The organism is Curtobacterium sp. MCBD17_032 (assembly GCF_003234855.1).
Taxonomy (GTDB): domain Bacteria; phylum Actinomycetota; class Actinomycetes; order Actinomycetales; family Microbacteriaceae; genus Curtobacterium.
The window spans coordinates 134,794-148,556 of the sequence record NZ_QKTO01000002.1 but is presented as its reverse complement, the minus strand read 5'-3'; the positions used below and the strand labels follow the sequence as shown (position 1 = coordinate 148,556).

Annotated in this window: 17 protein-coding genes; 4 read left to right on the top strand and 13 right to left on the bottom strand. The window is 73.7% G+C overall.

Annotated elements, in window-relative coordinates:
• Positions 1–29: 29 nt before the first annotated feature.
• The 6 genes from DEI91_RS03785 to DEI91_RS03760 form a co-directional block, all read right to left on the bottom strand.
• Positions 30–827: an aminoglycoside 3'-phosphotransferase gene (locus tag DEI91_RS03785; RefSeq protein ID WP_111051294.1), complete on the bottom strand. Its 798-nt coding sequence runs from the start codon at positions 825–827 to the stop codon at positions 30–32.
• Between the two features lie 122 nt (positions 828–949).
• Positions 950–1,540, bottom strand: a complete 591-nt coding sequence (locus DEI91_RS03780) for a hypothetical protein (RefSeq protein WP_111050996.1) — start codon at positions 1,538–1,540, stop codon at positions 950–952.
• Positions 1,537–2,151, bottom strand: a complete 615-nt coding sequence (locus DEI91_RS03775) for a hypothetical protein (RefSeq protein ID WP_111050995.1) — start codon at positions 2,149–2,151, stop codon at positions 1,537–1,539. Before DEI91_RS03775 ends, DEI91_RS03780 begins: the two co-directional genes overlap by 4 nt.
• The gene (locus DEI91_RS03770) at positions 2,148–2,489 is read right to left on the bottom strand and encodes a hypothetical protein (protein WP_111050994.1); all 342 of its coding nucleotides are present in this window, start codon (positions 2,487–2,489) and stop codon (positions 2,148–2,150) included. Before DEI91_RS03770 ends, DEI91_RS03775 begins: the two co-directional genes overlap by 4 nt.
• Positions 2,486–2,677 carry a DUF2273 domain-containing protein gene (locus tag DEI91_RS03765; protein ID WP_110823409.1) on the bottom strand — a complete coding sequence of 64 codons (192 nt, stop codon included), beginning with the start codon at positions 2,675–2,677 and terminating at the stop codon, positions 2,486–2,488. The genes DEI91_RS03770 and DEI91_RS03765 overlap by 4 nt, the downstream gene beginning before the upstream one ends.
• Positions 2,674–3,120 (bottom strand): Asp23/Gls24 family envelope stress response protein, encoded by a 447-nt coding sequence (locus tag DEI91_RS03760; RefSeq protein ID WP_111051293.1) that lies wholly within the window; start codon positions 3,118–3,120, stop codon positions 2,674–2,676. The genes DEI91_RS03765 and DEI91_RS03760 overlap by 4 nt, the downstream gene beginning before the upstream one ends.
• Positions 3,121–3,219: 99 nt before the next feature.
• Here DEI91_RS03760 and DEI91_RS03755 point away from each other — a divergent pair, with 99 nt between their 5' ends.
• On the top strand, positions 3,220–4,056 hold the full coding sequence (locus DEI91_RS03755) for an exodeoxyribonuclease III (protein WP_111050993.1): 837 nt from the start codon (positions 3,220–3,222) through the stop codon (positions 4,054–4,056).
• 16 nt (positions 4,057–4,072) lie between these two features.
• Here the strand turns inward: DEI91_RS03755 and DEI91_RS03750 are convergent, their stop codons facing one another.
• Positions 4,073–4,996 (bottom strand): AEC family transporter, encoded by a 924-nt coding sequence (locus DEI91_RS03750; RefSeq protein WP_111050992.1) that lies wholly within the window; start codon positions 4,994–4,996, stop codon positions 4,073–4,075.
• A 61-nt stretch (positions 4,997–5,057) separates the two neighbouring features.
• Between DEI91_RS03750 and DEI91_RS03745 the strand changes: the two genes are divergently transcribed.
• Both DEI91_RS03745 and DEI91_RS03740 read left to right on the top strand, forming a co-directional pair.
• Positions 5,058–5,642, top strand: coding sequence for a nitroreductase family protein (locus DEI91_RS03745; protein WP_111050991.1), 585 nt, complete (start codon positions 5,058–5,060; stop codon positions 5,640–5,642).
• A 76-nt stretch (positions 5,643–5,718) separates the two neighbouring features.
• On the top strand, positions 5,719–6,483 hold the full coding sequence (locus tag DEI91_RS03740; protein WP_111051292.1) for an HAD-IIB family hydrolase: 765 nt from the start codon (positions 5,719–5,721) through the stop codon (positions 6,481–6,483).
• Positions 6,484–6,561: 78 nt separating this feature from the next.
• On the opposite strand, the gene DEI91_RS03735 is transcribed toward DEI91_RS03740, so the two are convergent.
• Entirely contained in the window at positions 6,562–7,185 is a 624-nt protein-coding gene (locus tag DEI91_RS03735) for a phosphoribosylanthranilate isomerase (protein WP_110823401.1), read from the bottom strand.
• An 81-nt stretch (positions 7,186–7,266) separates the two neighbouring features.
• Positions 7,267–8,322, bottom strand: a complete 1,056-nt coding sequence (locus tag DEI91_RS03730; protein WP_111050990.1) for a serine/threonine-protein kinase — start codon at positions 8,320–8,322, stop codon at positions 7,267–7,269.
• Positions 8,323–8,537: 215 nt separating this feature from the next.
• Here DEI91_RS03730 and DEI91_RS03725 point away from each other — a divergent pair, with 215 nt between their 5' ends.
• Positions 8,538–8,735, top strand: a complete 198-nt coding sequence (locus tag DEI91_RS03725) for a DUF2945 domain-containing protein (RefSeq protein WP_110891495.1) — start codon at positions 8,538–8,540, stop codon at positions 8,733–8,735.
• A gap of 30 nt (positions 8,736–8,765) precedes the next feature.
• On the opposite strand, the gene DEI91_RS03720 is transcribed toward DEI91_RS03725, so the two are convergent.
• The 4 genes from DEI91_RS03720 to DEI91_RS03705 form a co-directional block, all read right to left on the bottom strand.
• The gene (locus DEI91_RS03720) at positions 8,766–9,467 is read right to left on the bottom strand and encodes a DedA family protein (protein WP_111050989.1); all 702 of its coding nucleotides are present in this window, start codon (positions 9,465–9,467) and stop codon (positions 8,766–8,768) included.
• Between the two features lie 158 nt (positions 9,468–9,625).
• Complete coding sequence (locus DEI91_RS03715) at positions 9,626–11,788, bottom strand: fructose-specific PTS transporter subunit EIIC (RefSeq protein ID WP_111050988.1); 2,163 nt, start codon at positions 11,786–11,788, stop codon at positions 9,626–9,628.
• A 115-nt stretch (positions 11,789–11,903) separates the two neighbouring features.
• Entirely contained in the window at positions 11,904–12,932 is a 1,029-nt protein-coding gene (locus tag DEI91_RS03710; RefSeq protein ID WP_111050987.1) for a 1-phosphofructokinase family hexose kinase, read from the bottom strand.
• A complete protein-coding gene (locus DEI91_RS03705) occupies positions 12,929–13,717 on the bottom strand; it encodes a DeoR/GlpR family DNA-binding transcription regulator (RefSeq protein ID WP_111050986.1) in 789 nt (262 codons plus the stop codon). Before DEI91_RS03705 ends, DEI91_RS03710 begins: the two co-directional genes overlap by 4 nt.
• Positions 13,718–13,763: the final 46 nt, after the last annotated feature.

Genomic DNA, 13,763 nt, shown 5'->3' with positions numbered 1-13,763 from the left:
GGGCTCGTACGACCAGGTCGGTCGGCGGGTCAGCTGGACGCGCGACGCGGATCGTCCACGTCGTCCACGTCGAGTTCCCACAGCGCCCGGTACCAGGCCGTCCGTTCCGGGTCCTGCGGCAGTCCGTAGGCCTCGTGGAACAGGTCGTCCCAGCCCGGGCCGTGGTTCCACCCGAGGCTCATCGACGCCACCGCCAGGTCGGCCCACCGGTCCGCGACACCGAGCGAGCCCAGGTCCACGTGCCCGATCCACCGGCCGTCGGCGCCGAGGAGCGTGTTCGGCGTGCAGGCGTCCCCGTGGCAGACCACGAGCTGGTCCGTCGCGGGCTCCGGACCGATCCGGTCGACGTCCCGGCCGGCCGCGCGGGCCCGGTCGAGGCGCTCGTCCGTCGACCACGCGAAGGGACACGTCGGGACCGGCAGGTTGTCGTGCAGCGCCCGGAGGCCCTCCCCCACGCCGATCACCGCCGCACGCGGGTCGTCCCGCCACCGCGGGTCGACGGCGCTCCATCCCGGCACCGGTCGGGTCGTCATCCAGGCACCGGATGCGTCGGCGCCGTGTTCGAGCACCTCGGGCACGGTCAGCCAGCGGCCCGCCCATCGCAGTCGCGAGACCTCGGCGTCGATCCACGGCGCGTACCGCGGCGGCACCCACTTCACGTAGCCCGCGGCCCGGTCCGGCGCCGGTCCGAGCCGGAAGGTCATGCCACCGACCGAGTTCACCCACACCGGCTCGAGCGCCCGCCCGCCGGCCAGGTCGCCCACCACCGCCGGGACGTCGACGGGCCCGGTCGGGAGCCCGCCGCGTCCGGCGAGGTCGTCCGACACCGCGCCGACCGCCGCGACCTCGCCCTCCGGGTCACCGGAGACGCCGGGGCTGCCTGGGCCGCCGGGCCCGCCGGGGCCGCCTGGGCCACCGGGACCGCCGGGGCCGCCGCGGCCGGGCACGGTCAGCGCACCCGGTCCGGGCGGGAGGACCCGCCGCGGGCGATGCGCAGCAGCACCGGCAGGCGCTCTCCGAGCAACGCGTCGAGGTCGGTCACGACGGCCTCGACCCGGTCGACGAGTTCGCGCGGTGGCGCTCCGCGTCGGGTCCGGACCACGATGCGGACCGCGGTACGGCGACGGACCCGGCGGACGTCGACCGCGAGGGACGCGACCTGCGGCAGCGGGGCGATCGCGGACGAGAGCGCGTGCTCGATCGCCGCCGCCTCGATGCGGACCCGTCCGGGCAGGCCGTCCGCGGGGCCGTCGTCCTCCAGGACGGTGCTGGTCCTGCCGCCCCGGATGGAGGTGAGGACGAGGAGCGCCAGGACACCGAGGGCGATCGCGCCGCCGAGGACCCAGGACCACGCGGGCACGGCGGCGTCCCGTGGTGCTCTGGACCCGAGGCCGCCGAGGGCGGTGTCGGCAGCGGTGTGCCAGCGGTCGGCCGCGGCGGGCAGGGTCTGCACGAGGACGACGGCGACCCCGAGGGCGAGGAGCACGAGGCCGACCACCACGAGGACGATCCGACCGACCGTGCGGTTCGTGCCGTTCATCCGTCGATCCTGCCGGTGGTGCGTACCCGGACGCGGGCGGTGAGGGGCGGCACGACGTCCACGGCGGCGAGCTCACGGTCCACGGCCGCTGCGGCAGACGCCTCGTCGACGTCCACTCCGGAGGCGGGCAGGAGCACGACGTCCAGGGCGCGGCGGCCGACGGACCCGACCGCGGCGTCCGGTCCCAGCCGGGTCGCGGACCGGGCGGCGCGCGCGGCGGCGGACGCGAGCACCTCGTCGTCGACGACCACGCCGAGGCGGTCGGAGCGGACCGCGTGCCGGGGTCGTCGCGCCGGCAGGAGGCCGTGCAGCAGGGACCAGAGACCGAGCACCGCGACGACGGCCCCGACGGCGACGACCGCCGCGTCGACGAGCCCCGCGGGTGCCCGGAGCGCGGCGTCCACCAGGGTGCGCGGGTCGACACCGGCGATGCGCTGTCCGAGCAGGACGACCACGGCGGCGACGGCCACCGTCACGGCGACGAGGACGAGGAGCGTCATCGCGACGACGACGGACACCGACCGGGACGCGGACGTCTCCCGACGGACGAGACGGCGCACGGAGCGGTCGTCGTCGGCGGCCGGGGTCCCCTTGGCGGGACTCGTGCTCACCGGACCCTCCGCGGCCGGGCGAGGACGGCGGACGAGAACGTCAGCGAGACGCGCGCGACCTTCCGCCCGGTGATCGTCCGGAGCCGTTCCGCGATCGAGGTGCGCGCGCGGTGCGCGGTCGCGAGGACGGGCTCGTGCGGGACGGCGTGCGTCCCGAGGACCGGCAGGGCCAGCGGGCTCGTCACCTCGACCGCCAGGGCGCCGCGACCGTCGTCGACGACCCGGGCACGGACCTCCCGGAACGGTGTCCGGAGCACCTCGGCCGCGACCGCCTGCGCGGTGTGCACCAGGGCCGGGGACGCGATCCGGTCGGTACCGGGCACCGGCACGTGGCTCACGAGGAGCTCCGTCGACCGCGGAGCACGTCGAGCAGTCGACGCACGTCGACGTCGCCGCTGACGATGCGGCCGACCAGTCCGCCGACCGCGATCGCGACGGCCACCACGACGAACGCCCAGAACCCGAGCGTCAGGGCGACCACCGCCAGGACCGCTCCGACGGCCATGCCGACGACGGTGGCGTTCACCGGACGCGCGTCTCGGGGACGACGGGAGCGTCGAGTGCGGGGATGTCCACGTCGACGATCGCGATGTTCACCTCGGTGACCTGCAGCCCGACGAGGTCGGTGATCGCGTCCGTGACGGCCTGCCGGACGGCGGCGGCGACCTGCTGCATCGGCGTCGGGTACTCGACGACGATCGTCAGGTCGACAGCGGCCTGGGTCTCGCCCACCTCGACCCGGACGCCCTGTCCGAGGTCGCTCGACCCGATGGCGTCCCGGATGGCACCGAACGCCCGCGCGGTGTTCCCGCCGAGCGCGTGGACGCCGGGGACGTCGCGGGCGGCGATGCCCGCGACCTTCGCGACGACCGCGTCGTCGATGACCGTGCGTCCGGTCGAGGTGACCTGGGTGGTGGTGCTGCCGGTGGTCGCGCCGTCCACGCGGTCCGGGTCGGTCGTCGTCGCCATGAGTGCCTCCATCGGTCCTGCTGGGGATGTGTGCGTCCAGGGAACACCCTCGCACCGGGGCTCGTCCGCCCGGTCGGTCCGTCCCGGTAGGTTCGGTGCATGCGTGTCGCGACCTGGAACGTCAACTCCGTCCGGACCCGAGTCGGTCGGGTCGTCGACTGGCTCGTGCGGGAGGACGTCGACGTCCTCGGCATGCAGGAGATCAAGTGCAAGCCCGAGCAGTTCCCGGTCGAGGCGTTCGAGGCGGCCGGCTACACCGTGGAGGCGCACGGCCTCAACCAGTGGAACGGCGTCGCCTTCGCCAGCCGTCTGCCGATGGAGGACGTCACCCGCGACTTCCCCGGCCAGCCCGGCTTCCTGAAGGGCCAGGAGGGGCCGGACCTGCCCGTCGAGGCCCGGGCGATCGGCGTCACGGTCGAGGGTGTCCGGCTCTGGAGCCTCTACGTCCCGAACGGGCGCGAGCTCGGTGACCCGCACTACACGTACAAGCTCGATTGGCTCGCGCAGCTGGCCGACCGCACCAGCGAGTGGTTGGACGCCGAGCCCGACCTGCCGCTCGCGCTGATGGGCGACTGGAACGTGGCACCGCTCGACCAGGACGTCTGGGACATGCGTGTCTTCGAGGGGTCCACGCACGTCAGCGAGCCGGAGCGCGCCGCCTTCCGCACGTTCGAGGAGCGCGGCCTGCAGGACGTCGTCCGGCCACTCGTCCCCACCGGCTACACCTACTGGGACTACAAGCAGCTCCGGTTCCCCCGCAACGAGGGCATGCGCATCGACTTCGTGATGGGCTCGCAGGCGTTCGCGGACGTCACGGTCGGTGCGACGATCCACCGGGACGAGCGCAAGGGCGACGCCCCGAGCGACCACGTCCCGGTGTCGGTCGACCTGGACCTCGACACGGTCCTGGACGACGACCGCCCGATGATCTTCTGACGCTCCGAGCACCCGCCTACGGGTGCAGCAGCGCCGCGATCGCGACGAGGACCGGCACCGAGCCGACCGTCGTCAGCAGCACCACGTCCCGGGCGACCGGGACGGCCGCGTCGTACCGCTGGGCGTAGTTGAACACGTTCTGCGCCGACGGCAGCCCGGCGAGGACCGTCAGCACGAAGACGTGTGCGGCGTCCAGACCGAACGCGTACCGCGCGAGCAGGAACGCCACCACCGGCATCACGAGGAGCTTCCCCACGGTCGCGAGCAGCACGTCGGCCCGGATGGCCGGGTCCCGCAGCGGGGCCGACCCGTGCAGGCTCATCCCGAACGAGAGCAGCACCACCGGCACGGCGGCCCCGCCGACGAGCACGAACGGCTCGAGCACAGGCTCCGGCAGGGTCAGCCCGGTCACCGAGCAGACGAGTCCGAGCACCGAGGCGATGATGAGCGGGTTCGACACCGGGCCGAGCACGCGCCGCCGCCAGCCGCCCCCGGACGCCGTGGCCGCGTCGAGGACGGTCAGGGCGATCGGCGCCATCACCACGAGCTGCAGCATGATCACCGGCACGACCGCGGTTGCCTGCCCGAGGACGTAGACCGCGACGGGCAGGCCGATGTTGTTCGCGTTCGAGTACGACGCCGCCAACGCACCGACCGTGGTCGTGGTGAGCGGGCGCCGCAGCACGAGCGCGAACACGGTCGCGGTGACGACGGCGACCGACAGCGCGGCGAGCGCCGACACGGCGAGCATCGGGGAGAACAGCGTCGCGACGTCGGCCGTGGCGATCGTGTGGAACAGCAGGCACGGCATGAGCACGAAGAACGCCAGACGGCTCATCACGAACTGCGCGTGCGGCCCGAGCAACCCCGCACGCCCGACTCCGTACCCGGTCGCGATGACGACGCCGATGATCGCGAAACCGACCAGGACGCCACTCATCCTGCCCATCCTCGCAGGCGGATCGGGAAATGTGTGCGCGCCGCCGGTTGTTCCGGCGAGCATGACGACGACGCTCTCCCGCACCACCGACTCCAGCCAGCCCCTCGTGCCGCTCCTCGAGGAGCGCTGGAGCCCCCGCTCGTTCGACGAGTCCGCCACCATCTCGGACGACCAGCTCGACGCGCTCCTCGAGGCCGCTCGATGGGCGCCCTCCGCCGCGAACACGCAGCCCCGCCGCTTCGTCGTCGGCCGTCGCGGCACGCCGACGTTCGACCGCATCCACGCCACGCTCATGGGCTTCAACGGGGCCTGGGCCCACCGTGCGGGAGCACTGCTCGTGGCGATCGCCGAGCCGGTGACCGCCGACGGTGAGGAGCGCCGCTGGGCCGAGTACGACCTCGGTCAGTCGGTCGCCGCCCTCGCCGTCCAGGCGCACGCCGAGGGCCTGCACCTGCACCAGATGGGCGGCTTCGAGGTGGACGCGCTCCGTGCCGCCTTCGACCTCCCGGAGCACCTCGTCCCGGTGACGGTCACCGCGATCGGGCACGTCGCCGACCCGTCGCAGCTCGACGAGAAGGCCGCGGCACGCGAGACGGCGGAGCGCACGCGCCTCCCGCTCGACGAGGTCGTGCTCGTCAAGGAGTGACCCGACGGGCGGGCCCGGCACGCCTCCGGGCCCGCCCCACTCGGTCCGGACACCGGGTCCTGGCATGATCGAGGGCATGTCCACACCCCGCCTCGTCGCGTTCGACCTCGACGACACGCTCGCCCCGTCGAAGTCGCCGCTCGACCCCCGCATGCTCGACACCTTCGCGTCCCTGCTCGAGGTCGTCCCCGTCGCCGTGATCAGCGGCGGCAACTTCCAGCAGTTCGAGCAGCAGCTCGTCACGCCGCTCCGGAACCGGGACGGCCTGGAGCTCGACGCGCTGCACCTCATGCCGACCTGTGGCACGCGGTACTACCGCTGGGACGCCGGGCAGTGGGCCCTGCAGTACGCCGAGGACCTCACCGACGACGAGAAGACCCGTGCCCTCGCCGCGGTCGAGGCCCAGGCGAAGGCCGCCGGCTACTGGGAGTCCGAGACCTGGGGCGCCATCCTCGAGGACCGCGGTTCGCAGATCACGTTCTCCGCGCTGGGCCAGACGGCTCCGGTGGACGTCAAGAAGCTGTGGGACCCGACCGGTGCGAAGAAGGACGACCTCCGTCGCCGCGTGCAGGCCGAGCTCCCCGACCTCGAGGTCCGCTCCGGCGGCTCCACGAGCATCGACATCACCCGCAAGGGCATCGACAAGGCGTACGGCATGCAGCGGCTCGCCGAGCTGACCGGCATCGCGCTCGACGACATGCTCTTCGTCGGTGACCGGCTCGACCCCGAGGGCAACGACTACCCGGTCAAGGCGCTCGGCGTCCCGAGCCACGCGGTCGAGGGCTGGGAGGACACCGACGCGTTCCTCCGCGAGCTGGTGCCGACGCTCCGCACCGCCTGACGGCGGGCCTGCGACGGACGGGAGGCTCCCCACCGGGCGGGTGGGGAGCCTCCCGTCCGTCGTCCGCGCGCGACCGGCTCAGGGGATGCTGCGGACCGCCTCGACGAAGGCGCGGATCCGCGCCACGTCCTTGACGCCCCGGGAGGACTCGACACCGCTCGAGACGTCCACGCCGTCCGGGTCGAGCCGCTGCACGAGGTCGGCGACGTTCGCCGGGGTGAGCCCGCCGGCGAGGATCCATGCCTCGTCCACCGAACCGGTGAGCGTGGCGGGGTCGACGAGGTGTCCGCTCCCGGGCTCCGCCGCGTCGAGCAGGAGGAGGTCGTGGTCGAAGGAGGCGCGCTGCTCGGGGGTCTCGCGCAGGTAGTCGGCGGCGGCGACGGCGCGGATCGTGAAGAACCCGGCGTCCCGGGCGCGGGCGAAGTCCGACGCGGACTCCCGGCCGTGCAGCTGGAGGGTGGTGAGGCCGACCTCGGACGCGATGCCGACGACCTCGTCGATCGCCTGGTCGCGGAAGACCCCGACGGCGTCGATGCCGTCCGGCAGTCGTTCGACGAGGGCCTTGGCGGCGTCCGCGGTCACCGTGCGGGGGCTGCCCGCGGCGAACACGAAGCCGACGGCGTCCGCACCGGCGTCGACGGCGGCGTCCAGGGTCTCCGGCGTCGAGAGGCCACAGATCTTGATCCAGCGCTGGTCGCTCATGCACCCATCCTGCCCGATCGCCCCGCTCGCGGGACCGTCCGGAGCGGCGCGCTCAGCGAACGCGGTGGCGGCGAGCGCAGGTCAGTGCAGTGCGCCGACCACGTAGGACCCGACGCAGGCGGCCGCGACCGCCAGGGCGGTGACCGACGCCGCGATCACGTTCCGCCGGCGCCAGCGTCGCACCACGTCGAACGTCCCGCGGCGCGCGTGCCGGTGCGCGGCGCGGTGCATGCGGTGCTCCCGCCGGTGCACCTCCCGGCCCGGTCCGAGCGGCACCGGCCCGGTGACCTGGGTCGAACCGCCGCGGAGTGCCCGGGCGACCGCGACCGCGGTCGGGCGTTTCGCGGGGTCGCGCGCGGTCATCTTGGTGAGCAGGTCGCGCCACTCCGCAGCGACCGAGTCGGGCACGGTCGGGTCGCGACGGAGCCGGGCGAGCGCCGCCTCGATCACGGTGCCGGAGTACTCCTGCACGCCGGTCAGCGCCTCGAGCAGCACGAGCCCGAGCGAGTAGACGTCGGTGGCGTAGCTGATCGGTTCCCCGGCGACCTGCTCCGGCGACAGGTAGGCCGCGGTGCCGATGATCGTGCCGTCGTTCGTCAGTCGGGAGCCGTCGACGAAGTGCGCGACGCCGAAGTCGGTGAGCTTGACGGTGCGGACGAACCCGGAGGCGCCCTCGTCGCTCAGCAGGATGTTCGCCGGCTTGACGTCCCGGTGCACGATCCCGCGCGAGTGCACGTACGCGAGGGCGTCCGCGAGCTGGGCACCGAGGTCCGCGACCTCGTAGTTGTGCAGCGGCCCCTCGGCCAGGCGGCGGAGCAGCGTCGCGTCGGCGATGAGCTCCATCACGATGTAGCGGTGCGGCCCGTCCTCGAAGTCGTGCGTCCCGGCGTCGTAGAGCGGGATGAGCCCGGGGTGCGAGAGCATGCTGAGCAGGCGGATCTCACGCTCCTGGCGCACCCGGTCCGCGGTGGTCATGCGCTCGGGTGTGGCGAACATCTTCACGGCGACGGCGCGGTAGGTGTGTTCGTCGCGCGCCTCGTACACGGAACCCATGCCCCCGGTACCGATCAGTTTGACGAGGCGGTACCGTCCTGCCAGGACGGTCTCCGCCCGTGCGCTGTCGGTGGCCAAGCTCATGGTGCACGTCGATCCCTCGGGAGTCCGGATCCGCGTCGGGTGTTCGCGGTGTGACTCCCCGGCCACGGTACCCGGGGCCCCGCCGATCCGAGCCGCGGTTACCCGAATGTGACCGGCGACAGGGCCCGGAACTGCGCACCAGGGATGATCCAGCGGCCGCGCGTACCGTCCACGTCCCGGACGGAGTGTCCTCCGGAGGACGGCGGGAGGCCGACATGCGCAAGGGTGACGAGGTCCAGTGGAACACCTCGCAGGGGAAGACGACGGGCAAGCTCGTCGAGAAGAAGACCGAGGACTTCGAGTTCGACGGGCAGACCTTCAAGCCGACGGACGACGACCCGTACTGGATCATCGAGTCGGAGAAGTCCGGCAAGCAGGCCGCGCACAAGGAGTCGGCGCTCACCGCGAAGTGATCCGTCCGCCCGCGGAGCGGACCGCCGGGATCAGCTGCGTGCAGCGGCGCGACCCCGGCGGATGCGCCGGACGACGAACGCGACGACGACCACGACCACGGCCAGGTACACCGCACGGTCGATCCACTCCGTGTACGCCTCGACCCGCTCGTACTGCGTGCCGAGCGCTGCGCCACCGAGCACCAGGATCGAGTTCCACAGCCCGCTTCCGAGGATCGTGAACAGCGAGAACGTGGCGAGGTGCATCCTGTCGGCACCCGCGGGCAGCGAGATGAGACTGCGGACGACGGGGACGAGGCGGCCGAAGAACACGGCGCTCTTGCCGTGCCGGTGGAACCACGACGCCGCCTTGCGGAAGTCGTCCTCGTCGACGAGCGGGAGCTTCCCGAACCACCGGACGGTCCGCTCGAAGCCGATCACCGCGCCGAGCCAGTAGAGCACGAGCGCCCCGACGTAGGACCCGGCCGTCGCGAGGACGAGCACGAGCGTGAGGTCCATCCGCCCCGCACCGCCGAGGAACCCGGCGAGCGGCAGGATCACCTCGGACGGGATCGGCGGGAACACCGTCTCGATGAAGAGCATGAGGGCGACGCCCCACTCGCCCATCGTGTCGATCACCTGCAGGACGAGGCCGGTCAGCCCGCCGATGTCGGGGTCCGGGCCACCTCCCGATCCGGAGGACGCGGTGGCGGCGCCGGCGTGGGCGACGGTCGAGGGAACGGCGGTCGTCATGCCGCCACCATGCCTGAGCGGGCTGACAGAGTCCGGGGTGCGGGCCCGTCTGCACGAGACGCCGCCGGACGCACGAGACGCCGCCGGACCTGGCGGCGTCTCGCCCGGTCCGGCGGCGGCTCAGCAGCCCGGCGGCGTTCCGCGGGGCACGGACGTGCCTATGCTGCGACCGGCGCGCGCTGCCCGACCGTGTCGCCGGCGGACGCTGCCTCGTCGGCGGCGGCGTCGGTCTCGGCCGGCGACCGGCGCACCCACTTCTTCAGCGCGACGAGCACGAGCGCGGACACGACCGTGCCGGCGAGGATCGCGACGACGAACATGAGCACGTTGCCGATGGCGAAGAACACGAAGATCCCGCCGTGCGGCGCCCGCGAGGTGACGTCCGCCGCCATCGAGATCGCACCCGTGACGGCCGCTCCGACCATCGACGCCGGGATGACCCGCAGCGGGTCGGCCGCGGCGAACGGGATCGCGCCCTCGGAGATGAACGAGGCACCGAGCAGCCACGCGGCCTTGCCGTTCTCGCGCTCGGGCTTCGTGAACCCCTTGCGGTACAGGACGGTCGAGGCGAGCGCGAGGGCCAGCGGCGGCACCATGCCCGCTGCCATGACGGCGGCCATGATCTCGAACGGGACGACGTTCGAGGCGCTGCCGGCACCGAGCCCGGCGACGGCGAAGGCGTACGCCACCTTGTTCACCGGCCCGCCGAGGTCGAACGCCATCATGAGCCCGAGGATGATGCCGAGCAGGACCGCCGAGGCACCGGTGAGCGAGTTGAGGAACCCGGTGAGCTGCGTCATGAGCCAGGCGATCGGCCCGCCGAGCACGAGGAGCATGAGGCCCGAGGCGATGATCGACGCGAACAGCGGGATGATCACGACCGGCATGAGTCCGCGGAGCCAGCGCCAGGTCGGGATCCGCCCGATCCAGTAGGCGGCGGCACCGGCGATGAGACCGCCCACGAGCCCGCCGAGGAAGCCGGCGTTCATGAAGACGGCGATCGACCCGGCGACGAAGCCCGGCGCGATGCCGGGCCGGTCGGCGATGGCGTAGGCGATGTACCCGGCGAGCGCTGCCACGAGGAACCCGAGCGACACGGAGCCGATCTGGAAGGCCGCGGCACCGAGGTAGTACCCGAGCCCCTGCGACGGCAGGTCGAGCAGGGTGGAGTGCTGCAGCGTCCAGACCGCGTTGTTGACGCCGTCGTCACCGTGCGCCAGCGCGATGCCGTACCCCGACAGCAGGAAGCCGAGGGCGATGAGGAGCCCGCCGCCCGCGACGAACGGGATCATGTACGACACACCCGTGAGCAGCCAGCGCTTGAGCGCCTGTCCGAAGTGCTCGTCCTTCGCGGTGCTCGTGCCCGCCTCGGCCGCGGAGCCGGAGACCCGGGCGGCCGCGGGGTCGTCGGCCGCGCGGAGCGCCTCGGCGATCATCGCGTCGGGCTCGTCGACGCCGCGCTTGACCGGCCCGGACACGAGCGGCTTGCCGGCGAACCGCGAGCGGTCACGGACGTCGACGTCGACGGCGAAGACGACGGCGTCGGCGCGGGCGATGAGGGCCGGGTCGAGCGGCTCGACCTGCGAGGACCCCTGCGTCTCGACGTGCATCTCGGCGCCGGCCCGCTGGGCAGCGGCGACGAGGGCGTCGGCGGCCATGTAGGTGTGCGCGATGCCGGTCGGGCAGGCGGTGACGCCGACGATGACCTTGCGGCGCGCTCCGGCGGCGGAGGTGTCGCTGTCGACGACGTGCGTGTCCGTGGCGGACGCGGGGCGGGCCTCCCGGCCGGACGGCGCGGCGGCTCCGCCCACGTTCCCGACGCCGGCTGCGGCGACCTCGCCGCTCACCTCGCGGTCGACCAGGTCGACGATCTCCTGGCGGCTCGTGGCGGCGCGGAGCGCCGCGGTGAAGTCCTCGCGGATGAGCGCACGCGCGAGGGTGGAGAGGACGGTGAGGTGGTCCTTGTCCGCGCCGTCCGGCACCGCGATCATGAAGACGACGTCGGCGTCGCCGTCCGGCGCACCGAACGGCACCGTCCGCGCGAGACGGGTGAAGGCGAGCGTCGGGGACGTGACCGACGTCGACCGGGCGTGCGGGATGGCGATGCCGCCGGGGACGCCGGTGCCGACGCTCGCCTCACGGGCGATGGCGTCGGCGGCGAGGGTGTCGCCGGACGCGGCCCGGCCGGTCGCGGCGATGCGGTCGGCCAGGACGCGGATGACGTCGGACGAGGTGGCGCCGAGGTCCTCGTCGAGGCCGACGAGGTCGACCCCGATCAGGTCGACGCCGTCGCCGGCGCCGGTGCTGTGCGCAGCGGACATGGTTGCTCCTTCGCAGTGGCGCGGTGCGCCGGGGCTGTGCTGGTGGGACGGGGAGTGCTGGTGGTGCTCCGACGACGGGTGACCGGGTCGGGAGGCGGACGACGGACCGGGGAGGTCAGACGACGTGCGGGACGGGGTGGTCGGTGTGCTCCGGTGGGGCGACCGCTACCGACGGGTCGAGACGACGGACGACGACCGCGTCCGGGTCGGTGGCGTCGAGCGCGGGGACGTCGCTGCCGGGGAGGCCCGCGGCAGCGGCACCCGTCGCCACGGCCTGGGCGAGGCGACGCTCCTGCGCCGCGCCGGCGACCTCGGCCAGCAGGTACCCGGCGAGCGAGGAGTCACCCGCGCCGACCGTGGACCGCGCCGTGATCCGAGGTGCTGCGGCCGACCAGGACCCGGTGCCGTCGACCAGGACGGCACCGGCGCTGCCGAGGGTCAGCAGGACGGTGTCGACGCCGCGGTCCCGGAGCCGTGCGGCTGCCGCGGCGGCGAGGCCCGGGTCGCGCTCGTACGCGTCGGGGTCGCCGCCGACGACCTCGGCGAGCTCCTCGGCGTTCGGCTTGACCAGGTCGATCCGCTCGCCCGACTGCAGGAGCGCCGTGAACGGGACGCCGGACGAGTCCACCGCGACCTTGACGTCGTCGCCGTGGCGCTGCCGGACCGCGCGGACGAGCACGGCGAGGGCGTCGTCGGGCAGTCCCGGCGGGAGCGACCCGGCGAGCACGACCCAGCGTGCGGCGGGTCCGGTCGCGGTGGGCCCCGCGGTCGTGGCGACGAGCTCCGCGAGGTCCGCGAGTCGACCGGCGAGCGACGGTCCCGGCTCGTTGAGCTTCGTCGTCGTGCCGGTCGGCTCCGTGACGGTGACGTTCGAGCGGAGCGCGGCACCGATCGGCAGGGCGGCCGTCGGGATGCCGCGGGTGGCGAGGCCGAGCAGCACGGGGTCGGTCTCGTCGCCGGGCAGGACCGCGACGGTGTCCCCGCCGCTCGCGACGACGACCCGCGAGACGTTGACGCCCTTGCCGCCGGGCTCCGCCGTGGACCGGACGGCTCGTTGCACGGCGCCGCGCTGGAGTTCCCCGGACAGTTCGATCGTGCGGTCGAGCGAGGGGTTCGGCGTCACGGTGACGATGCGGGCGCTCATGCGACGACCACCTCGACGTCGGCGTCGGCGAGGGCCCCGGCGAGGTCGGCTGGCGGCTCCTGGTCGGTGACGAGCGTGTCGATCTCGTCGAGTCGGGCGAAGCGCATGAGGGCCTCGACCCCGTGCTTCGCCGCGTCCGCGAGGACCACGCTCCGTCGGGCGGCGAGGACGTAGGCGGCCTTCACCGCGGCCTCGTGCTCGTCGGGGGTGCTCAGGCCGAAGCCGGCAGAGAGGCCGTTCGTCCCGACGAAGGCGACGTCGGGGCGGAGTGCGCCGATCTGCTCGACGGTCGCGGTGCCGACGGCCGCGCTCGTCACCCCGCGGACCCGGCCGCCGAGCAGGTGGAGCTCGACGTGTGCGCTGTGCTGGAGGACGCCCGCGATCGGGACGGAGTTCGTGATGACCGTGATCGTCGCGCCGGGGGTGGCGGGCTCCCAGCGGGCGAGCTCGGCGGCGACGGCACCGCTCGTCGTGCCGGCGTCGAGCGCGATCGACCCGGTGAACGTCGACGGGACCAGGCGCATGGCGGCGCGGGCGATCGCGGTCTTCTCCGGGCCGTGCTGCCCTTCACGCTCGGCGACGCTGAGTTCGACGAGGCTCGACCGCTCGACCGGCACCGCTCCGCCGTGCACGCGGCGCAGCACCCCGGCGGTCTCGAGGGCGTCGAGGTCGCGGCGCACGGTTTCGGTGGTGACGGCGAAGTGTTCGGCGAGCCCGGCGACGGACACCCGACCCGCGGACTGCAGGGCCGCGGCGATGGCCTCGTGCCGCTCCGTTGCGTACATGCCCGGACTCCTTCGTTCCCGTTGGTTCTGTGCACTGTACGTGCAG

What these genes read in the sequence shown, in the direction of transcription:
- DEI91_RS03780 (WP_111050996.1), bottom strand. Translation starts at nt 1,540, where the DNA reads ATGAACGGCACGAACCGCACGGTCGGTCGGATCGTCCTCGTGGTGGTC.
- DEI91_RS03760 (WP_111051293.1), bottom strand. Translation starts at nt 3,120, where the DNA reads ATGGCGACGACGACCGACCCGGACCGCGTGGACGGCGCGACCACCGGC.
- DEI91_RS03755 (WP_111050993.1), top strand. Translation starts at nt 3,220, where the DNA reads ATGCGTGTCGCGACCTGGAACGTCAACTCCGTCCGGACCCGAGTCGGT.
- DEI91_RS03750 (WP_111050992.1), bottom strand. Translation starts at nt 4,996, where the DNA reads ATGAGTGGCGTCCTGGTCGGTTTCGCGATCATCGGCGTCGTCATCGCG.
- DEI91_RS03745 (WP_111050991.1), top strand. Translation starts at nt 5,058, where the DNA reads ATGACGACGACGCTCTCCCGCACCACCGACTCCAGCCAGCCCCTCGTG.
- DEI91_RS03740 (WP_111051292.1), top strand. Translation starts at nt 5,719, where the DNA reads ATGTCCACACCCCGCCTCGTCGCGTTCGACCTCGACGACACGCTCGCC.
- DEI91_RS03735 (WP_110823401.1), bottom strand. Translation starts at nt 7,185, where the DNA reads ATGAGCGACCAGCGCTGGATCAAGATCTGTGGCCTCTCGACGCCGGAG.
- DEI91_RS03730 (WP_111050990.1), bottom strand. Translation starts at nt 8,322, where the DNA reads ATGAGCTTGGCCACCGACAGCGCACGGGCGGAGACCGTCCTGGCAGGA.
- DEI91_RS03725 (WP_110891495.1), top strand. Translation starts at nt 8,538, where the DNA reads ATGCGCAAGGGTGACGAGGTCCAGTGGAACACCTCGCAGGGGAAGACG.
- DEI91_RS03720 (WP_111050989.1), bottom strand. Translation starts at nt 9,467, where the DNA reads ATGACGACCGCCGTTCCCTCGACCGTCGCCCACGCCGGCGCCGCCACC.
- DEI91_RS03715 (WP_111050988.1), bottom strand. Translation starts at nt 11,788, where the DNA reads ATGTCCGCTGCGCACAGCACCGGCGCCGGCGACGGCGTCGACCTGATC.
- DEI91_RS03710 (WP_111050987.1), bottom strand. Translation starts at nt 12,932, where the DNA reads ATGAGCGCCCGCATCGTCACCGTGACGCCGAACCCCTCGCTCGACCGC.
- DEI91_RS03705 (WP_111050986.1), bottom strand. Translation starts at nt 13,717, where the DNA reads ATGTACGCAACGGAGCGGCACGAGGCCATCGCCGCGGCCCTGCAGTCC.